This window comes from Oceanimonas baumannii (genome assembly GCF_002245495.1).
In the GTDB taxonomy this organism is placed as follows: domain Bacteria; phylum Pseudomonadota; class Gammaproteobacteria; order Enterobacterales; family Aeromonadaceae; genus Oceanimonas; species Oceanimonas baumannii.
Map to the genome: position 1 here is coordinate 72,874 of NZ_NQJF01000008.1, position 20,409 is coordinate 93,282.

The 20,409-nt window shown below is 49.4% G+C and carries 21 protein-coding genes; 2 read left to right on the forward strand and 19 right to left on the reverse strand.

Translation table 11 applies throughout. The features are described from left to right. From B6S09_RS10585 to B6S09_RS10610, 5 genes are all read right to left on the reverse strand, one after another. Positions 1-582 (reverse strand): class I SAM-dependent methyltransferase, encoded by a 582-nt coding sequence (locus B6S09_RS10585; protein WP_208321733.1) that lies wholly within the window; start codon positions 580-582, stop codon positions 1-3. Continuing rightward, positions 569-1,249 carry a hexitol phosphatase HxpB gene (gene hxpB / locus B6S09_RS10590; RefSeq protein WP_094278455.1) on the reverse strand — a complete coding sequence of 227 codons (681 nt, stop codon included), beginning with the start codon at positions 1,247-1,249 and terminating at the stop codon, positions 569-571. The genes B6S09_RS10585 and hxpB overlap by 14 nt, the downstream gene beginning before the upstream one ends. Before the next feature lie 112 nt (positions 1,250-1,361). Next, on the reverse strand, positions 1,362-1,694 hold the full coding sequence (locus B6S09_RS10595; protein ID WP_094278456.1) for a hypothetical protein: 333 nt from the start codon (positions 1,692-1,694) through the stop codon (positions 1,362-1,364). Between the two features lie 99 nt (positions 1,695-1,793). After that, the gene (locus B6S09_RS10600) at positions 1,794-2,147 is read right to left on the reverse strand and encodes a DUF1428 domain-containing protein (RefSeq protein WP_094278457.1); all 354 of its coding nucleotides are present in this window, start codon (positions 2,145-2,147) and stop codon (positions 1,794-1,796) included. Between the two features lie 457 nt (positions 2,148-2,604). After that, a complete protein-coding gene (locus B6S09_RS10610) occupies positions 2,605-3,240 on the reverse strand; it encodes a glutathione S-transferase family protein (protein ID WP_094278459.1) in 636 nt (211 codons plus the stop codon). 207 nt (positions 3,241-3,447) lie between these two features. Here B6S09_RS10610 and B6S09_RS10615 point away from each other — a divergent pair, with 207 nt between their 5' ends. Then, entirely contained in the window at positions 3,448-6,198 is a 2,751-nt protein-coding gene (locus B6S09_RS10615) for an MFS transporter (RefSeq protein WP_094278460.1), read from the forward strand. Here B6S09_RS10615 and B6S09_RS10620 read toward each other — a convergent pair. The 4 genes from B6S09_RS10620 to B6S09_RS10635 all read right to left on the reverse strand — a co-directional run bounded on the left by B6S09_RS10620 (position 6,188) and on the right by B6S09_RS10635 (position 9,910). Next, a complete protein-coding gene (locus tag B6S09_RS10620; RefSeq protein WP_166670314.1) occupies positions 6,188-7,165 on the reverse strand; it encodes an ABC transporter substrate-binding protein in 978 nt (325 codons plus the stop codon). The genes B6S09_RS10615 and B6S09_RS10620 overlap by 11 nt on opposite strands. A 179-nt stretch (positions 7,166-7,344) precedes the next feature. Continuing rightward, positions 7,345-8,265: a hypothetical protein gene (locus tag B6S09_RS10625; protein ID WP_094278462.1), complete on the reverse strand. Its 921-nt coding sequence runs from the start codon at positions 8,263-8,265 to the stop codon at positions 7,345-7,347. 12 nt (positions 8,266-8,277) lie between these two features. Continuing rightward, entirely contained in the window at positions 8,278-8,685 is a 408-nt protein-coding gene (locus tag B6S09_RS10630; protein WP_094278463.1) for an OsmC family protein, read from the reverse strand. A gap of 40 nt (positions 8,686-8,725) precedes the next feature. Next, complete coding sequence (locus tag B6S09_RS10635) at positions 8,726-9,910, reverse strand: MFS transporter (RefSeq protein ID WP_342351794.1); 1,185 nt, start codon at positions 9,908-9,910, stop codon at positions 8,726-8,728. 89 nt (positions 9,911-9,999) lie between these two features. Between B6S09_RS10635 and B6S09_RS10640 the strand changes: the two genes are divergently transcribed. Further along, the gene (locus B6S09_RS10640; protein ID WP_094278465.1) at positions 10,000-10,908 is read left to right on the forward strand and encodes a LysR family transcriptional regulator; all 909 of its coding nucleotides are present in this window, start codon (positions 10,000-10,002) and stop codon (positions 10,906-10,908) included. A gap of 203 nt (positions 10,909-11,111) precedes the next feature. Here the strand turns inward: B6S09_RS10640 and B6S09_RS10645 are convergent, their stop codons facing one another. From B6S09_RS10645 to B6S09_RS10690, 10 genes are all read right to left on the reverse strand, one after another. After that, positions 11,112-11,546 carry a hypothetical protein gene (locus tag B6S09_RS10645; protein WP_134113987.1) on the reverse strand — a complete coding sequence of 145 codons (435 nt, stop codon included), beginning with the start codon at positions 11,544-11,546 and terminating at the stop codon, positions 11,112-11,114. 200 nt (positions 11,547-11,746) lie between these two features. Then, positions 11,747-12,688, reverse strand: coding sequence for an alpha/beta hydrolase family protein (locus B6S09_RS10650; RefSeq protein ID WP_094278467.1), 942 nt, complete (start codon positions 12,686-12,688; stop codon positions 11,747-11,749). A gap of 119 nt (positions 12,689-12,807) precedes the next feature. Then, positions 12,808-13,419 (reverse strand): LysE family translocator, encoded by a 612-nt coding sequence (locus tag B6S09_RS10655; RefSeq protein ID WP_094278468.1) that lies wholly within the window; start codon positions 13,417-13,419, stop codon positions 12,808-12,810. Positions 13,420-13,632: 213 nt separating this feature from the next. Continuing rightward, complete coding sequence (locus tag B6S09_RS10660; protein WP_094278469.1) at positions 13,633-14,625, reverse strand: alpha/beta hydrolase family protein; 993 nt, start codon at positions 14,623-14,625, stop codon at positions 13,633-13,635. Between the two features lie 143 nt (positions 14,626-14,768). Continuing rightward, complete coding sequence (locus B6S09_RS10665) at positions 14,769-15,305, reverse strand: GNAT family N-acetyltransferase (RefSeq protein ID WP_094278470.1); 537 nt, start codon at positions 15,303-15,305, stop codon at positions 14,769-14,771. A 249-nt stretch (positions 15,306-15,554) separates the two neighbouring features. Continuing rightward, entirely contained in the window at positions 15,555-16,424 is an 870-nt protein-coding gene (locus B6S09_RS10670) for a PhzF family phenazine biosynthesis protein (protein ID WP_094278471.1), read from the reverse strand. Between the two features lie 97 nt (positions 16,425-16,521). Beyond that, positions 16,522-16,860, reverse strand: a complete 339-nt coding sequence (locus B6S09_RS10675) for a tRNA-binding protein (RefSeq protein ID WP_094278472.1) — start codon at positions 16,858-16,860, stop codon at positions 16,522-16,524. Between the two features lie 130 nt (positions 16,861-16,990). Then, the gene (locus B6S09_RS10680) at positions 16,991-17,728 is read right to left on the reverse strand and encodes a hypothetical protein (RefSeq protein ID WP_094278473.1); all 738 of its coding nucleotides are present in this window, start codon (positions 17,726-17,728) and stop codon (positions 16,991-16,993) included. Beyond that, positions 17,721-18,188 (reverse strand): hypothetical protein, encoded by a 468-nt coding sequence (locus B6S09_RS10685; RefSeq protein ID WP_094278474.1) that lies wholly within the window; start codon positions 18,186-18,188, stop codon positions 17,721-17,723. Before B6S09_RS10685 ends, B6S09_RS10680 begins: the two co-directional genes overlap by 8 nt. Positions 18,189-18,807: 619 nt before the next feature. Further along, positions 18,808-20,340 carry an alkaline phosphatase D family protein gene (locus tag B6S09_RS10690; RefSeq protein WP_094278475.1) on the reverse strand — a complete coding sequence of 511 codons (1,533 nt, stop codon included), beginning with the start codon at positions 20,338-20,340 and terminating at the stop codon, positions 18,808-18,810. Between the last annotated feature and the right edge of the window lie 69 nt (positions 20,341-20,409).

A 20,409-nucleotide genomic window follows, 5' to 3' on the forward strand; every position in this document is an offset into this window, starting at 1 on the left:
TCATGATCTCTTTCTGGCAATAAGGTGACAGGCCTCACCGGCCTGCCCCGAGATGGTTGAAGCATCCGTAACACGGGAAAGCATGATATCAAAACCATCCAGCATATCGTGAAGCTCTTGCTCCCGGCTATGCCACATGGCAATACCGAAGCCAGAGGTGAACCGGATGCTTTGCTCAGAGCAAAACTCTGCCAGATAAAGAGTCCCGCCGGGCTGTAGTACCCGCCAGAGTTCTTTTATGGTTTTTTCCCGGGAAGGCGTGTCAGTAATGCAGGTGAATACGGCACAGGCAACCACAGCGTCAAACTCATTATTCTGAAAGGGAAGTACCTGCCCGGTGTAATGCCGAAGGTCAAGATATGGAAAGTCTTCCCTCCCCCGGGCAATCATTTGCTCTGATGAGTCCACTCCTACAATATTTTCAAATCCGGAATGATAAAGTTGCTCCGTAATACGCCCATATCCGCACCCGAAATCAAGCACTCTGGCTTGACCGGACACCACGGCAGCATATTCCCCGACAAGAATATCAAGGTTAAAGTTCACCGATGCCGCTACCCCGTTCCATTCATTCAACAACATAGCCCCTCTCTTTCTTTGCCAGCTGATCAATATGAACATCAGAAAACTCAGCAAGGCTGCCGACTTTCAGGTGTGACAGAGAAAATTTGTCATGCTCAAATTCTGCCGCCGCCGGTACCGCGACAACCCTGAGGTTTGCCTTTCTGGCGGCCATCACACCGGAAAAGGAATCCTCAAATGCAATACAACGGGAAGGCGGAACCTGTAGCTTGCGCAGTGTGGAGAGGTACACGGCAGGATGTGGTTTTCCTTCAGGCTCATGCTCTGCAGAAGAAACCGCATGAAAGTAACCGGATATACCCAGTTTATCCAGCACCACAGGAATCAAACACTGCGGCGCATTCGTGGCCAGGCCAATTTTGAACTGCCGGTGTTTAAAAAATTCCAGTATCTCTTTGACACCGTCCATGGCAGTGCCCTTTTTGGCAATCAGGCTGCTGACACGGTCAATTACTTCTTGTTCCACTTGCTGCAATGTTTTTCCGGACCAGGGGAAACGCGCATACCAGAACCGGGTCACCTCTGCGGTGGTCATCATCGCCGTCCGGGCAGACAGTGATTCGCAGACATCCACCCCCACAGAGGTAAAAACCTGTTTCTCCGCTTCCTTCCACATAGGCTCTGAGTCAATCAGGGTCCCATCCATATCAAAAATAACTGCTTGCATCGGTGGCTCTGCTTACCTCGCGTTATTACCTGCATCTGCCCGCTGAAATGCCATACAAAAGCCCGGGTTTCCGGCAGTGGGCCTCATCATGATGGCATCATACGGCACTAATTTACTTAATGTTCCAGTTTGCCGCACCTGAGCCGGCTTCACGAAAGTTCATTTCAACCGGAAATTCCTTGCCACATCCTTTCACTACCCACAGTTCACGCCAGTGCCGTGAACCGACACTGCCCTCGGGCATGGCCATCACATAGGGTATAAAATCCTCCGGGCTCCCGCAGCCTCTGGTGGCAACCTCCGCCGCGACCCCGGTCATGGCATCCTGAATCAGTTGCTGGTTCGACAGCGTGCCTTCTTTGATCGCTCCCTCTGGCAGGGTGGCAGCCACCGCAACCGGCAGGATAAACAGTGTTAATAAGCCCGCTATCACATAGTGCTTCATCAGAATTCCATTCTATAGATGGTAAATAAAAACCCAATACCGGGCCATTATGCCTGATATTGGGCATGGTTATTAAACAAGAGTTATTCCTTACACTACCTATAAATCAACAATAATGTCAAAGCCACCGTAAATTAATCGTTTACCATCAAAAGGCATGGGATTATTTTCCGGAGACATACGGGGATCAGCCATGATTTTTTCCCAGCCCGCATCCCGCACCGCTTTTGACGGCCACCATATCCACGAAAAAACTACCGTTTCATCCGGCCTCGCTTTCACTGCCATGGAAAATGACGTCATTTTTCCTTCAGGCACATCATTGCCCCAGGTTTCCACAACCCGTAAGGCTCCATATTCCTTAAATACCTCGGCTGCCCGCCTGGCATGCTCTGTATACGCAATCTTGTTCTCTGCCGGTACTGCCGCAACAAAACCATCTGCATAAGACATCACTGCTCTCCTGTTCCGGATCGAGCCATAAAGATAGTTCAATAACGGTAATACGCCTCTCTCAAGGCCAGCGCGTGCATCATGCGGCATCACACGCGACAGAATGGATCGTTTATTTACCCTCCCTGACCGGAACTAAGAAAGTAATCGGCATAAAAATGGACACTACCGAGCACAAAAAGAATAAGCATAGTAAAACCCGGCATCCACCTTAACCACCCGGCAGTCTTCCCCCCGGAGAGAAAGCGTAAATACAGTGAAAGCAGCGTTCCTCCCATTAACCCATACTGACAGAAACTGAATATCTGAAACATCCTTCGGGCATATGCGGTCATATGCCCATCAGGGAAGCCAGCATTGTAAATCCAGGAAAAATACCCGACGACCAAAACAGGAAAGGTAATGGTAAAAATCAGTATCAGATATACATTCTCACTTTTTATTCTCGGCACTCACATTATCTCCGTATGGAGTCAGCCTGCCGAAAGTGCGCCATCTGATCCGCCAGTGCCTGATGAAATGCCGGGCGCTGGGTTACCCGCGTAACGTAGGCTTCCGTAGCTGCCCGCTGGCCAAATGCACGGATATCCGGCACGCGGAGTACATCCGCCATCAGCAAGTCTGCTACCGTAAACCGGTTCGCCACAAGCCAGTCCCGCCGGGCAAAAACCTGCTCCAGCTGCTCAAGACGTTTGTCCAGCCAACCCGTGAGATCATTGTCTCGGTGGCCAGAGAGCGTCAGAAACCACCAGGGAACACTGACCATTTCCACCGAATTAAGGGCCGCAATGACCCATTGCAGGGTATGCGCCTTTCCAGCGGCATCATCCGGCATCAGGCAACCGGTTTTACCGGCAAGGTGCAATAAACCGGCACCGCTTTCAAACAACTGCAGTTCTCCGTCAGTCAGACACGGAACCTGCCCGAAAGGCTGCAGTTCAAGATGGTTGGTCTCACGTTCGGCAAACGGAATGGTCTGCACCACATACGGGAACCCGGCCTCCTCGCAAGCCCACCTTAGCCTCAGATCACGCACAAATCCACGAGGTCCCTCCGGCACCCAGTCGTACGTCCATATCGTCAATTCACTCATGCTCTTCTCCTCACGCAAGCTCAGGAAAAACCGCGTGCCACCCCATTTTCCTTTATGTCTGCCTCCGTGCTCAGTGCATTGATGCCGCCGCCACAACGCAGACTCCCTCCTACAGTGTAATAACCAGCCCCTTTGCGCAGCGATACAGTCCATTTTGTACATAATTAAGTAGTGTCAAATGGATAAGCCATCTCTGGAAAGCAGCCCATGTCCGTTCTCTGGCGAAACTGGTTAAGCATGACGGCAATACTGGGACTGGTACTCGCCATTCTCAGTTCGCTGGCGCTTTTGCAGCACAACAGCATACTGGCCATGCTCCTTAAGCAGCGGCTGTCGGTCGTGGCGCAATCCACCGCAGGCGACTTTCGTCCCGTGGCCACCATGGGGCTGCCCCTGTCCATGCTGCGCAATGCACAGGCCGTGCTCCGTGAAGCCCGCGCCAACGATGCCAATATCCGCGCCATATACATTACCGAACACGACGGCTCCGTCATTCATACTGACGGAGCCTTGGGGCAAGCCGGTCTTGCACCGGCAGTGCTGCACACCCTGCAACAGCATCAACACCAGCAGGTGTGGTCATCGGAAACGGACACGGCGCTGACCAGTGCCGCGGCCATTGTCCGGGGAGATCACAGCGTGGCCGGCTGGGTGCTGGTGTTTTACACCAAAGACGCCTTTAACAAGACAACCCGCCAGCTTGAACGGAAGATTATCCAAAGCGGCCTGGGGATCTGGGGGCTGGTGTCACTGCTTGCCTGGGGGGTGTTAAGACGTCAGCTGGGCGGTGCAGTAAAAGGATTTGCACAGGTGCAGCGGCTGCTTGCGCAATTTGCGCAGCACCGGCCCGGCCAGCCACTTCCCGACGCGCCCGACACCAACGGCTGCGGCCTGTTTATTCACGAGCTGCCCAGGCTGCACCGCAAACTGTCGCTGGCTGCCACCCGTTATGCACGGGCATTACACCAGCAGACCGGCACCTCCGGGCCCGCTGATCCGCAGCCAGGCAACACCACGCTCACAACAGAGCTGATTAAGCAGGCCCCGGACACCTCAATGGCCCGCGCGCTCAGCCGCAGACTGGCCCCCGCCCTGGTGATGCTGGTCGTGGCAGTGGTACTGCTTCAGGGCTGGCAGATATACCGGCAGGTGCTTGATTCCTTTGAACCGGAGCAAAGTGTTCGTCTGGAGCTTATCGGCTCGCTGGCCAACCGCACCATTCAGCGCGCGGTAAGCGCCGGCGTACCACTCAACAGCCTGGTGGGGGCCAGCCGCTATTTTGAGGAACTGTTACACGACTTTCCGGAAGTCTCCTATCTCGCCATGACCGCTCACCGGCTGGAAGTGGAAGCAGGGCAACACGTACAGCCCCGTCCGGATAACTGGTGGAGCGGCAGGGACGAAACCTCGGTTTTTCCGATTACCGATAACGCCGGGGAAACTGGCCGTATTATTGTGGAAGCCAACCCTCACTACTTTGCCCAGCAGCTGCAGAATCTCACCCTGGATCTGGCCATGGTGATGGTGGTGGCCATGCTGCTGGCATATCAGGTGGTTGTCGTGACCCTGAGCCTGTCGATGACCGGCCCGCTGAACCGGCTTAACCATTTGCTGATCCGGCAATCCCGTGGCGATTTCAGCTGCCGGCTCGGCCACCACAGGCACAGCGCCCTGGATCGTGCCGCCGCGTTTTTATCGGCCCGGGCCGATACCCTCTGCCAGCGGCAGCAAAGTGCCGGTAACACCTGTGCCACTCCCCGGTTGCTGCGGTTTGCCTACCTGAATGATATCCGCCTGCCGGTATTTTTATTCGGGGTCGCAGACGCCCTGTCCATTTCCTTTCTGCCTGTTTATACCCGCCTGCTTGATAATCCGCTGCACTGGCTGAATGCCGGTGTGGTACTCAGCCTGCCACTGGCCGGTTACCTGCTTGCCATCACGCTGGGTGCCCCGCTGGTTCGCGCACTGAATGCCCGCTGGGGAGTACGCAGGCTGCTGCTGCTGGCTGCCCTGCTTATGCTGGCAGCCAATGCCGGCATGGCTGCCGCCGTCACCACCGTTGACCTGATAATTTTCCGCACCCTGGCGGGGCTGGGTTATGCCGCAGCAACCCTCGCCGGCCAGGACTATTTACTGGATGTGGTCCCCCGGGAGATGCGCGGGCGGGCACTGGGGCTGTTTACCTCCGCCCTGTTCAGCGGCATTTTCTCCGGTGCAGCCGTCGGCGGTCTGATTGCCGATCGCAGCGGCCCGCCGGCTGTGTTCCTCACCGGTGCGCTGATTGCGCTGGTAGCAGCAGTGCTGGTCTGGTGTTTCATCCCTCCCGATCCACGCCAGACAGCCGGCTCCACATTCCGGCTTGCTGACCTGCTGCAACCATTGCGAAACACACGCTTTATTGTACTGATCACGGGCCTTGCCATTCCGGCCAATGTGATGATTCAGGGATTTATCGCCTTTCTGGTGGCATTGCAGATGAATGCCCTCGGTGCCACCGCCGCCGACGTGGCCCGCATGGTGATGCTCTATTTTCTGCTGCTGTTACTGATAGCACCGGTAGCACCGCGACTGGACAAGCACCTGCACATCAGCACCAGAGCCATATTGGGCGCACTGCTCGCCGCCACCGCTTTGGGTGTGGCGGCCATCTGGCCCGGTTACTGGTCCATGCTGTATGCAGTTGCCGGTGCAGGGGCAGGACAGGGGCTGATGCGTGATGCCGCCGTTGCCATTGCCATAACACTGGCAGAGTCGGATCTGGCACATCTGGGCCAGGATACCGTGCTCGGCAGCCTGCGCATGGTGGAACGTGCCGGCAGTATTATCGGATTGCTGGCTACCGCCTGGCTGGCCAGCCAGCTGGGATATTCGGCCGGTATTGCTGCCATCGCCCTCTGGTTATTAACCGGTATGCTGGTGCTGCTGATGGCAAAACTGACAGGCACACTCAGTTATTAACCGTTTCGGCAAAGCGCAGAATGTCTACCGACGGAAACAGCCTCAGCTTGCGTGCTACGGCCATGTTCACCACATAGGCAAACTCGGTCATTCTGGCCACCGGCAGGGCACCGGGCACCTTGCCCTCCTTCAGGATTTGTCCGGTCAGTTGCCCGGCCAGCCACCCCACCTGATAGTAACGCGCAGACACCGACATTAATGCATCGGCCTCACTCACCAGGCTCTCGTACGGACTGAGCACCGGCAACCCGTGTTCAACGGCAGATGAGGTAAACAAGGTACTTTGCGCATTCAGAAACGAGCTGGAGCCCAGATAAACAAAATCTGCCGACTGCTGCTTAAGCTGCGCCATTTTTACCGGTATGTCAGACGCCTTGGGCATGCCCTGCCCGTCCAGCTCCAGTGCCAGCGCAATCAGCTCAATGTCCATTTGCGGAGCCAGCCGCTCCAGCTCATCCCGCTTCAGCACCGAGTTGGGCTCATTACTGTTATAAATCAGCCCAAGCCGCCTGAACGACGGCAGATAAGTGCGCATGGCATTGATATTAACGGATTCCGGTACCCGGTTAGTGGTGCCGGTAAGGTTTCTGCGCCCGGTATGCTCAAGGCTCTGAATGATGCCCGCCCCTACCGGGTCGGCCACAATGGTGAAAATCTGCGGAATATCCTGGTTATAGCGCGGATCATGCCGCTCAGAAAAAGGGCCCGCCAGCCCCAGGGTAACCGTGGTTCCCCAGGAGAGAATGAGATCCACCCCAAGCGAGCGCGCTTCGGCCAGAAAGCCCGGTAGCCGTTCCTTGTTACGGTCGGCATTACGGATAATCAGTTCGGCCCCCGGCAAGTTCGCCGCCAGGTAGTCCTGATAGCCCAGGCAGGATTCTTCACACCCCCGCCAGTACACCGCATAAATCCGTTTTACCGGTGCCTCTGCCGCCATCGCCTGACCGGACATCACAACCAGATACACCAGCAAGCCAGCACAGCAGAGCCGTGCAGGCCCCCACCTTCTTTTGACCCTCTGCGCTATGCTAGCCGTCCATGCTGTGGCCATCTTTCACCTCCTTGTCAGAACCCTATCTAACTATAGAAAGTGTGCGGCGCTAATGAGCTGTTCCGGCTGGCTTTCACTGACTTCTGAACAGGCTCTTACTGAAAATGTACACCGGTAATATCATATTCACCGACGTAACGGCCGCCAAAGGTATCGACAAACGTAAATTCCATTTCTATTTTCTTGCCCTGCTCTGTATGGTTTAGCAGCTCTACAATAATATACGTATGTGGAGTCTTGATATATGACGGGCTTTCTTCCTGTCTGACAACATCAAACTCCGCAGGATTACCCAGCGCATCAAAATAACGATAGAGCACATCCAACCCTCTGGTATAAATGCCACTTCCTCGCTCAGACGAACTAGGTAACTGTTGCGCTAACAACCAGGCTTCATCTTTATCATTGACTGCCTTGATAAAACGGCTGATAAGTTGTTCAGGGGACGATGGCTCCGGCATTTCAACCGCTTGCAAGGCGGCATTAATCTTGTCACTTGCGGCCCCGGTTCTCTTTATATAACCTTCGAAGTCAGCATTGATCTCCATATAATCAAGATAGTCTGACAGACTTTTTTCATACTCCCCCTTGAACACCTTATATTCTTGAGGAAGTATGTCGTGCAGGTTCCTGTAAAAATCATAAGCATGCTTTTCATCAAGATGATCCAGGTCAGTCGTATTTAAGAACTGGCCAAACAACAGGGCATCCAGGCCAATGACGTTATCAACCCCTGAAAAAACAATTATCTGCTTTGACCACTCTTCACCATCCTTCTCGATCTCCAGTAGGTAACGGTAAAAAGGAACATTACTGTCATTGTCCACCTTTACGGCTCTGGTGTTAAAATCATGCACTTCGGAGTCAGTATGTATACCCTTAACGCTGATATTATATCCCTTTGACAGCTCGAAAAACTCTTCTGACTTTTCTAATGAAAAGGTCTGTGACGCATAGGCACTGCTGAACGTGCTTAGTAATACAGCCGCAACGGATGCCTTAACCGATAACTTCATACTTTACTCCTTTTAAAGGCACATCTCTCGCAGCTCTGCCGAGCAGGTAATATTGATCGCCGGGCTTAGCATAAGACATACATGACAGTGCTTTGCTACAGCCTCTTGCGCCGCTGATAAAACATCGTTCGAGGTGAAACCATTCCCCTCAGCCACAAAGTGAAGATTCGCCGACTGGTACAAACGTGGCTCACTGTCCGTTAACACGAATGTGATACTGTTCTCCAGGCTTTCAACCTGGAAACCCTGCTCCTGCAGCATTAGAACCACATCGGTTGCACTGCATGAACCCAGTGCGGACAGTAATACTTCCGTGGGGCACGGTGCTTGTGTGCCGGTAGAATCAACATTGAAACTGAACCCGCCTGCTGTGGTCACGTTAAACCGGCAGTCACCATCCCATTTTACTTTAATACTCATATACGCTCACTCGGCTCTTAAAAAATCCGGCATGGCTCAATTACGCCGGCGGTATGGGCAATACGCTCTTGGTCAGCAATGGTGGGGTAAATAATACGATCAGCATGGCAATCAACGCAAAAAACAGCCCGACCAGCAGTGGCGATACCAGAGAGAATCCGGCATCCAGGCCCAAGGCGGCAATAAAACTGCCGAACATAATACCGAGGGTGATCACCGAAGAATGCACGGTGTGAGTAAAGGTCCGCTGCCCTTGCGGAAGCTGCATAATACGGGCAACAAGCGCCGGATTTAAACTGACTCCGCACAGACCTATGGTTAAGGTCGCCGCCCCGGCAATATAAGGGTTGGATCCAAACAGATAAAATACAGCAAGAGCGGCCCCCACCAAAGAAAGCCCTGCCATGATCACCGTTTTAGCGTGGTGCACGGCGAGTTTGGCGACAATCTGGTTGCCCGCCAGCATCACAATTCCATATGCCAGCAATAGCAGGGTGATCGTATTCTGCGGCAGCGCAGCATGCGCCGACAAAATGGGGACTATGTAGCTGAAGGGCGCATAGGCTGCACTGATCACAAAAAAGCTGGTCGCGTACAGCCACCCTAATCGTGCATTGTTCAGGGCCGCAATTTCATCTTTCACCGCTTTGGCTGGCTCGGGCTGAATACGTGGCAACGAGATCGCCGACAGCAGAGCAAAGACAAGCGCAAGCAACGCCAGCAGGTAGAAACTCGCTGACCATGTAAACCACTCTGCCATCACCTTGGCCACAGGCAGGCCAATAATGGTGCCCAGCATAATGCCCGACAGCACCAGAGCCACGGCGTCGAGTTGCCGCGACTTGTCGGTTAGCTGCTGGCACATGCTGATGGCCACACCAAAAAAAGCGCCGGCAACGGCACCAGTGATCAAACGCGACAGCATCAGTAACCAATATTGGTGCGTGACCGCACCCAACACTTCGCCAAAGACAAACACAACGTACAAACGAATAACAAACGTTTTGGGAGGCAGCCTGTTAAACATTAATGTCAGCACAGGCCCGCCAAGCGCCATGGCCGCAGCAAAGGCAGAGACCAGATAGCCTACCTTGGCCACGGAAATGTCGAAGTCGCGAGTTAATTGCTGTGTCATACCAAGAACTTGCAACTCACAGCAGACCATCAGGAAGATACCAATACTCAATAAATAAATACTACCGGGAAGTCGGGACTTCATATCCATTACTCATGAAACTGAACGGTTGTAGCAGTATCATTCATAAACTAAGATGGGATAAATAAACCAAAGTTAGAGTTTCAATAACTTAAGTTATGGATCTGGATTTAAACGCAGCGCGTTGTTTTGTAAAAGTGGCAGAGCTGGGCAGCTTTACTCAGGCCGCTCACCTGCTGGGTTTGACCCAACCAGGCATTTCCAAAGCGGTGAACCGGCTGGAGTCTCAGCTGGGGGCAAAGCTGATCCACCGCAGCACCCGGCACATTCGGTTGACCGAAGACGGACAGCTGCTGTTGAAGCGTATTCAGCCACTTGTTTACGGCTTTGAAGAAGCCCACAGTGAGCTGAAGTTCAGCAAGACCACGCCTGTGGGCTGTTTAAAACTGAGCGCCCCCTCTGCATTGGGGCGGCCACTGATGATACCCATTGTCACCCTGCTAACGGAGCAATACCCCGAACTGCGTGTTGAGCTGTCGCTAACCGATCACAAGGTGCAGGTGTTTGATGAAGGATTCGATGCCGTGCTGCGATTTGGCACCATAGACGATGAGCGTTTGGTGGCTTTTGCGTTACAGGATGCCGAATGGGTCACCGTTGCCTCGCCCGCATACCTGGCCAGGCAGGGGGTGCCCTCTCATCCTGGTGAATTAAGCCGGTTTAACTGTTTGCACGTGAAGCCGCGCACCCGAAGCGGCACATGGCCATGGAAGTTCCGTGTCGATAACAACACCACGGAATACCATCAGTTGGCAGGAAATGTGTGTTTTGATCATGGCGACCCACTGGTTGATGCTGCACTACAGGGATTAGGGATCGTTCAGGTGCTGCGCTGTGTGGTCGCCGACAAACTGGCAAATGGTGAGCTGAAAGAAATCCTGGCTGAGTTTCGCCCTCAAGCGCTCGCATTTCATTTGCTTTATCCGCCATCACGCCAACGATCGGCCAAACTGACGGTATTGCGGGAGGCATTGCTCCAGCGCTGGGGGGCTAAAGCCCATGAATAAATGACAAAACCTGCTGTGTTAATAGGCATAAAAACGTGTAACAGACACCAGCCTGACGCGGCTGTAACCGCCATCCACTGCATTCTTCGCCGCCCCCTCATAACACATCCACAAAGCCAGACGCGGACATGCACAAGATAATAAAGGCGAGCAGAACCACCGGAAACATGTACAGATTAATCACGACACTTTGTATTTCACACTTATTTTTGCGAAATTTGGTTAACACGGTAACTCATTGCCAGTGTGATATCTTCGCCTTCTCGTGCCTTAGCGTATTTCAATGTAACTACATCTGCACCAATGGCGGCTGCAGCATTACGAATAAAATGGTCTCTTTCTTCATCTGAAACCGACTGATATTCATACAACACTGTCATTCCGACTTTGGTTGCACTCGGTGAAACACTGTTTACAACTTTAACATTTTCCATTGAGGTGGCACTGAACTTTTCTTCGCAAGGCAGGCTGAGAGAGTACCACTTCTCGTCATCAGAGAGCATCATAAACACTCCCGTCATGTAGTCATTCTCACAATAATTAATATAGGGCTCGAAAGTAACGGGTAACTTTTCTCTTGGTGCATCACACCCACTCAAAACCAGCACTCCTGCTATTGCAATCGTTTTCTTTATCACTATCATTCCTCAAACATTATGTTGTTAAGAATATCTAAAAATTAGTTTACACTCTGGCGGTCTATGATTCCAGAGAACGGCTTTTATCTTGAAGTCGCTACTGTACGTTTTCCTGCTTCGCAAGCTGATATGGCTTACCTATCTGCATTATCGAAGTATATCTGTTAAAGCGGGTAGACCCACACTTGACTGGATTGACTTTAGCCAGGGCTGCCAAGCTTTGACTTAAGCCATATATTTATATCATTTATGACCAGGGCGCGCTTGCTTTCTCCCTCTATATTCTCAAAGCCATGATCAAGATCTTTGTATGTGCGATAATCAATATTCTCTTTCCCCATATTTATAAGTGCCTGCACCATTTCATCGACTTTTTGAGGGGAAACAGATAAATCCCTTCCTCCTTGAATGACAAGTAAAGGCGTATTCACTCCCTTGAGAATTTCAAGCTGGTCAATGGATAGCATTTGATGCCACCAATCGTAACCATGCCCACTTACTTCAAGATCCGATTGTTCACTATTCAGAATATGATTATAAAACCCTCGAAACCCCTGAACACTCTCTGCTGCCTCATCGTTACTTTCAGATCCTGACTTAATACTATGCAGAACATCATCAATGAATCTTCGTCCACCTCCATTAAAAGAAACCGTCGCATTTACATCATCAATTCTTGTGGTCACCAGATTCGCAATAACAGCTCCCTCGCTACCTCCAAATACAATGAGGTTAAGGTATTTGTTGTCTTTCCGCACAATATCAAGAACAGCCTGAATGTCTGCTACTCGCTGCTCAGGGCTATCGTTATGAATATATTGGGACGGACAATCTTTCCGCTCAGCATCCGAGCTAAAGCTTAAATCTTTGTTAATACCATATTTATCTACTAGCAGGACATCGGCTTCTGGCCAGACATTCTTATATTCAGTAAATATTGACTCGTTTTTCAGAACCGTATTGCAGTCAGAGCCCTGAAGGATTAACAATAATGTATCACTTGGTGTGCCATTTGGTTCATGAATAAGATAGTAAGTTATATGAGATCCATCGTCCCTGCTGGCAGTATAAGTACTTACATGCTGGGCACTCACAGAAACAGTTGAAAAAAGAAGAACCAAGAACATGACACTGAGTTTCATTTTGTAATCCCTAACTTTAGACCAAGCTGCACTGTGCAGCAGCGGCCGCTGGGAGGCCACAGGATGCTGCAACCCCTTGGCTTAAATAGCTTGAATGGAAAAATAGCTTACAAATTTTATCAGGCTAACGTTTCGAAGATTTCCATCACAACGGGAACCACCGACAAAATCAATAATCCTGACATAGTAAAATTAAATCTGGCTCGGCTTCTTGAGCTATTGAGTGCGTTTTTTAATAAAGAGCCGAACACCAGCCACACTCCCACACAGGGAAATGAGACAACAAAGAACGTAAAAGCAATCACAATATTTTGACTAAAAAAATTAGCACCAACCGTCGTAAAGGCAGCAAGGGCTCCTGAGGCAACTACCCACGCTTTGGCATTAACCCACTGAAATAATGCACCTTTCATAAATGAAAATGGCTTACTTTGCTTGTCTGACTCCACACCTCCGGCAGAACTCGCGATGAGATATGCCAGATACAGCAAATACATAACACCGACACATTTAATAATAAAATGGAGATTCGGAAACATATCGAACAACTGTGAAAAACCCAAACCTACCAACAAGAGCATCACAGTAAATCCAACACAGATCCCCGTTAAAAGAGGAAGACTTTTTCTGACACCAAAGTTCACCCCAGAGGTCATTACCATTATATTATTTGGACCAGGAGTCACTGACGACGAAACTGCAAATAAAACAACAGCAAATAAGTAATCCATATAGTTATCCTTACTAAGACATCGCTTAAAATACATAAGGGCTGTTAAAAGTGGATCGAATTCATGTTAGCGCTGACCTTGAACTCATCCGCGTATCACCAGGTTTTCTTCTGGTTCTTTTACGCTGGCATTTCTCACCTCGTCTTCGTTTGACGGAGGTGTCTACTAAATCGGGGGGAACTACAATGCCCTCTTGAAGCGCTTTTTATGCTTTTATTTCAGCACTCCCTTAAGGTAATCCACAATAATTGTACCCAGTTTTTCCTGGAACTCTGCACGATTGAAACCGTCAGGATCCTCTGCAATCAAGCCAAGTTCTGGTTTGAGAAAATCAGGGAATGATGTCAAAAACGAATAATGACCAGCATCAGGTATCATTATGCTAATGAGTTGCTGTTTATTGGGAAGGCCTTTTTCAATAATATCAGCATTATACGGCTCTGTCACCTCTTTATCTTTCTCTGCCTTCAGCAATAAAACTGGAATATCGACATCATTTAGAGAACCTTCCGTAGAAAATAACACCCCCACTGGAGCCATTATGATTACGGCCTTAATTCTTGAGTCTTTTTTACTCTTTATGACCGTTTTAGTCATAGAGCCATCACGTACAGGCGTACAGTATGGGTCAGTGAGTAAAGGGCTATTCCTGCATATTTTAATCAGGCTACTGGTGTCTCCGACACCTCCTGCGGCTGCGATAGCAGCATACCCTCCAACAGAATGCCCCAACACCGCTATTTTATCCGAATCAATGTAAGTATTCAGATCTGATGCATTAAGCAGTGTGTCAATTGCTAAAGTTATATGCTTAGGGCGATTAGTATAGTTAGTGACAGAGCCTTCCAATGAATTATCCATATAATTATTCTGAGGATGCAGCGGCATACCAACAATGAAACCATTCTTTGCCAATGAGATAGCAACATCTTTGTAGGATAAATGACTCCCACCGGAACCATGGGACACTATGACTAATGGATGTTTTCCTTTTAGAACCTCTCCTTCCACAGCCACATTGAGTTTGAATGGACCTAACTCAACCACTTTGGGCTCAGAACTGGTTGGATAAAACAAAGCCATCGGAAAACCATTACTTTCAATAGATGGAGGCACATTTGTCTTATCAAAACCGACTTCATACGCATTAGAAAAAGCAGAAGCAGTTATTAACAACACAACAAAAAACCGAAAAATAAATCTCATACTTTTCCTGGACTTCCTTATTAAGATGAAAAGATAACACCCTAAGCAGGGACAGATGTTGCGTTTTTGAGTGCAGCCGATGAAAAACGTGCCCCGCCGCCTTGGTTTGTTAGGTAATTATTTATTGACACCATAGTCGTTTGTTATGCCTTGCCCCATTCGGTTCGCAGCACGGCTAAAACTACTGTATCCCACCACTGATCTTTGAAAAAGCGATGTTCTCTGAAATGCGCTTCCTGGCGCATACCTAAAGACTTACAGAGCTTAATGGCAGGTAAATTCTTACTGATTGTCTCCGCATAGATACGATGAACACCGAGCTGCGTAAACCCAAAATCTGCCAAAGCTAAAGCGGCTTCATGGCTAAACTTACTACCCTGAGATGCTCTCGAAAACGCACATCCCATCGAAGCTTGCTGATTGTCTTCAAGACGTAAACAAACAGTCCCGATAAATTTCCCTGAGTCTCTGCATTCAATGGCCAGTTGATATGACTTCCTTGGTTCTTCGGTTGCCTGAGCGATAAACAAGTTTGTAAGTTCTTTATATTTATCAGGATCGCAATCACTTTCGTCATAGAAACGCTGATATTTAGCATCCTGAGACATAGCAACAAAAGCGCTTTCATCGGCTGGAGTCATATCCCTAAGAACCAGACGCTTAGTCTTGATTTCAAACATCAAAAGTATCCCTCTTGAACGCTTTGTATGGACAGGACGCTAATATTGCTTAACCTTGAGCAACGTTTTAATTGCCATTCTCTTACCACTTTCCAATGCCAAATGGACTTACCCCGAAATGGGTGACACGCCCCAGCCTCAAATGGAGGCCTGCTCAAAGACCTCCGGGCTGACGCCACCGAGGTGCGAATGGCGTCAGGTGGGAAGAAAAAACAGCATTAAATTAATTATTGACGCCATAGTCGTTTGTTATACGGAGATTTTCTGCTTGCCGACTTTATGAGCAAAACCACCAACCCTAACCTTAATAATTCCCTGGTCACTCGACTCCACAGACGCTGTAATTCTTGAAACACACTCCATCGCCCGACCTTGCTCAAAAGTAAAGCTATTCGAATGTGTATTAGGAAGATGTTTGGCTAAGTAACATGCTAATGCACCGCTCGCACTCCCTGTCGCTGACTCCTCTGGGATCCCAAACAATGGAGCGAAGTTACGACAACTTGCTGTCACTTTACTTGTTTTTTCACACAGCTCAAAAGCATGGATACTAATTACACCATGTCTTTCACAGAACTCACTGGTTAAATTTTCATTCACTTTAATCTTATCAAGATACCCAAAAGGCACCGGGACAATAATATCAGGTAAACCTGTTGAAATAACCTCAACTGGTAACCGAGTTGACTCAAGTATTTTCGAGTCTAGTCCAACTAACTCTGATATATCCTCATAACTAAACTTTCCACGGCATTCTGGTAACTTCTGCTCCATGACTATATGGCCATTTGCCTCTATGGTTACTACAAGCAAACCTGCTTTAGTCCTTTGGAGGTATTTACCTTCAGTTATGATCCCGTCTTGATACATTGTCGAAAATGCAGCTAATGTGGCGTGTCCACAGAAATCAACTTCACCTGTTATGGTGAAAAAAGACAACTCAAAGTCGGCTTCGTCATCACGAGATACAAACACAGTCTCAGAATACCCAACAGTTTGTGCTATTTTTAATTTTTCTTCGTTCGACAAGTGATCTGCATGTAGCACTACACCAGCAGGATTCCCACCAGTTCCATTCTCAGTAAAGGAATTAACCAAAAAAGCTTCAACGTTCTTCAATATTCATATCTCCGTATAATGTCCTGCTAAACGGCGAGCGTTAGCAAGTCCGGTGCAGTCTGCGCTTTTTTCGGCCGGAACGAATTTGAGCGGCTTGTCATGCCAACCGAGCGCCATTTGGCAGCTCCATATCAACGCTGGAAAGCACAACAGAACCATCAGGCCGATGCAACCCAGTGACTAAACATTCAGACATGATGGGGCCAATTTGTTTTGGTGGGAAGTTTACGACTGCCAGCACCTGCTTACCCAATAGTTCTTCTTTGGTGTATAAGTCAGTGATTTGCGCACTAGACTTTTTGATTCCGAGCTCTTCCCCAAAATCCACTTGTAACTTGTAAGCAGGGCGGCGAGCTTCTGGAAAGTCTTCCACATCGACAATGGTTCCAACGCGGATATCAACTTTTTGAAAATCACTCCAATCAATATGTTCCATAATTTACCTTAAGTACTTTGTGTGTCTACTGTTCGAGGGTAACTCTGGCAACTAACGCCGCGCTCTGCGGCAAATTTGGAGCGTAGCGGAAAATTTGTCCGACAGCAGCGCCTTGTTAGGGCTTACTTTTCTACAGTACGTCAAGTGTAGGTATGCAGAACATGCGGCCCTCAACATGATGTCCCTCTTCGTTATTTACCTTCTTTCCGGTTTTTTCCCAAGTAAAATAATCAATTTCATTACCATCATCATCTGAGGTCTTTGTAATTATGCATCTTCGGTCACGAGGGTTTTCTACGAATGCAAAATGATCAACTCTTACAATATTTCGATCTATCCGCTGACATAAACTACCCATATAAATTTCATTTTCCACATGATCACATTCAGAAAATGGAGCATGGCATACAGAGCATTTTCCAACGGTTTCAACAAAGCCTGGACTATTGTAAATTTTCCATCCGGGAAACAGCGATTGTTCGGCACCTTTTAGGCGAGCTTCAAGGTTTCTAACCCCTTCGTAATCATTTAGCCTCAAAGCGATAGCCGTATACTCCTGCGCATCGACTAAGTGAGTCCAAGCATTCTCAAAGCTACATTCCTTGAGCTCTATCCACATAAGGAGAGAAGATCTTAGAGCATGAATCATGCACTGCATGTGGAAAAACTGATTAGCAACTGGTTCGTTATTTTTTTCAATTGCTTGAGACTTATACTGCTTAATAGCTACCAGATAATTGTCGCACTCCGCAACTTTCTGACGCTGCGTTTCAATGGACCTAGTATAGAAGCTAAATTTTCCACAAGAATCTATAAACTCGCAGTACGCTTCGTGAATTTCATCATAAGAGACTCTTTTCTCATTCATCCTTGTTACTCTTACTAACGACTTTATTTATCGATTCTTCGAGTTTATCTAACCCCTCTAGACCACCTTCATAGGATATTTCTGTTAATTTTGACGTCTTCGTTTCCTTATGAATAACCTTTAATCGGATATTGGGTTTATCCGAGCTTTTAAAAAAGTCAGTAACGTAATTCGCAATAACTCCGCACATGATAGATACCAATTCAGGATTCTGTAGCAGAGCCGATGATGAGATAAATAGGAGAGGCCCAAACCAATCACCAGAACGTTGCTCGACCAACATTTCAGGCTCAGTAAAGTACTTAATATCAAGCTTATCTCTAGAGTATTTATAAAACGATATTGTTGTCGAGTGATACTCATATCCTTCATCTGATTGATAGTTGTGCGGAAGAATAACAACATCCTCAGAACTATAATCAAATTGTGGAGCATCTATTTCTTTAACTGTGATTTCCATATGACCTCTTTGGGATCGTGATGAACTCGGGGCCCTAACAATTGTATATTGACCCGGCTCAATAACAAGCAACCGGGAATTCCAGAAGATCAGTATTAAACCACTGATTTACAATAATAAACAACCTTAACAGCGGTTCTTTTATACGTGAAAACGAGACGTCTCAATAACTCCGTATGCTGGTCTTGAACGTTTCCGTGAATGGCTTGTAAACCACTGATTTATAATGGAACAGGTTATCCGCTTGCTGCCAATCGAGAACTCCGATGAGCGTAAACAAGCATAAATCGGGTACAAAGTCCATTATAACTGTATAGATATACAGTTAATAGGCTCGTATGGCTCAGTCTCCATCCATTGAACAGATTCGGCATGAGCCAAGGCTTTGTCACGCACCTGGGTCCGTCTCTGCCCGGTGCTTTGCACAAACGAGCCAGGCACAACCTGGCCAGGGCAGTTCTTTAAACACCGCCCACGCTACCGCCGGACCTTGCAGGCGATCATCCTGATTGCAGTCATTCCAATTTGCATCCTATTTTGACGAAGTCGCGGAATAATTCAATTGGAGCCCAAAAAAAACCGGCCCGCAATGCGGGCCGGAACGCTGAAAGGCAGGAAATCAGGCAGGCTGTAATACCTTGGTATACAGGGTGTCGTTATTAAGATCTTTCAGAGTTACCGTCATGGCACGGCTTTGTTCATCTATGTCTACCTGTCCGAAGAACTGCAGGCCGGCATAAGGTGACATATTTTGTGTGGCGGGTGACTTCTCATACACCACCTGCAGCCCGAAGGTGTCATCCGGCTTGCCGGGCCCAAAGCTGCCGGAATTCAATGGTCCGGACACAAACTCCCAGAACGGGGCAAAGTCAGTAAAGCTGGCTTTGGCCGGGTCATAATAGTGTGCTGCGGTATAGTGCACATCGGCGGTAAACCACACCACGTTTTTAATGCCGGCATCTTTAATGCCTTTAAGCAGCCGGGCAATCTCCAGCTCCCTGCCCTTCGCCGGGCCGTGATCACCATTGGCGACCGCTTCCCAGCGAACATCACCGTCGGCCACCTGCAGGCCCAGGGGCATATCACAGAACACCGCCTTCCAGGTTGCGGTCGAGGCTTTCAGCTCATCCAGCAGCCAGTCAACCTGCGTACTTCCCAGAATGGCCGTTTCTGCACTGGGCTCCGTTTGCAGGTTGTCCGAGTTAGGGCCACGATATGAACGCATATCGAGCACAAAACGATCCAGCAAGGGGCCAAACGGCAGACTGCGATACACCTGATCGCTGCCTTCAGGCCCGCTGCGGCGGATAGGGGCGTAATCAAAAAATGCACGGGTTGCCCGGGCTTGCAGCAAGGTCGGGCTCTTCACGCTGTAGCGGGCATCCTGGCTCAAATCTTTGGATGCGGAATAGTTGTTCACTACTTCGTGATCATCCCACTGCCAGATCTGCGCCACCTGGCTGTTGAACAACCGTACGTTTTCATCCATCAGGTTGTAACGATAGCGGCCACGGAATTCATTGAGGGTTTCAGCCACCTTGCTGACCTCGGGCGTTACGATGTTTTTCCAGATCTTGCCGTCTTCCACTTCCATCTGTTCCGCAATGGGGCCGTCGGCATAAATGGTGTCACCGCTGTGTACAAAGAAGTCGGGCTTCTGCTCGGCCATGGTGCGGTAAATTTTCATGCCGCCAAATTCCGGGTTAATGCCATAGCCCTGTCCTGCGGTGTCGCCGGACCAGAGGAAACGCACCGGCCCTACGGCCAGAGGAGCAGTCATAAAGCTGCCGGTTACCCACTCGGACAGTTCGTTATTACTGGCATCGGTGTAGCCTACCCGTACATAAATACGGCGTCCGGCAGGCAAATCCTTCAGTTCAACCCGGCTGGTAAAGTCACTGGGCGACAACGCCCAGGGGCCACGTACTTTCACAGGTTTGGCAAAATGCTCTTCCGTATCCCACTCCACCCACATACGGGCCGGACGATCACTGCGACCCCACACCAGGGCACTGTTGGCCAGCACATCGCCAATCTGAATGCCGCTTTGTTGCTGGGGCTTGTCGCCGGTGGCCGCCATGGCCGGAGTTCTGCTCAGTAACAGACCACCGCCCAGTACTGCCATGCCCTGAAGAAAGTTACGTCTTTTCATCTCGTCCTCGGTTTCAACAAAAAAAGTTACCTTAGTAACCAAGTGTGAAAAACGAATAAACGTTGAATG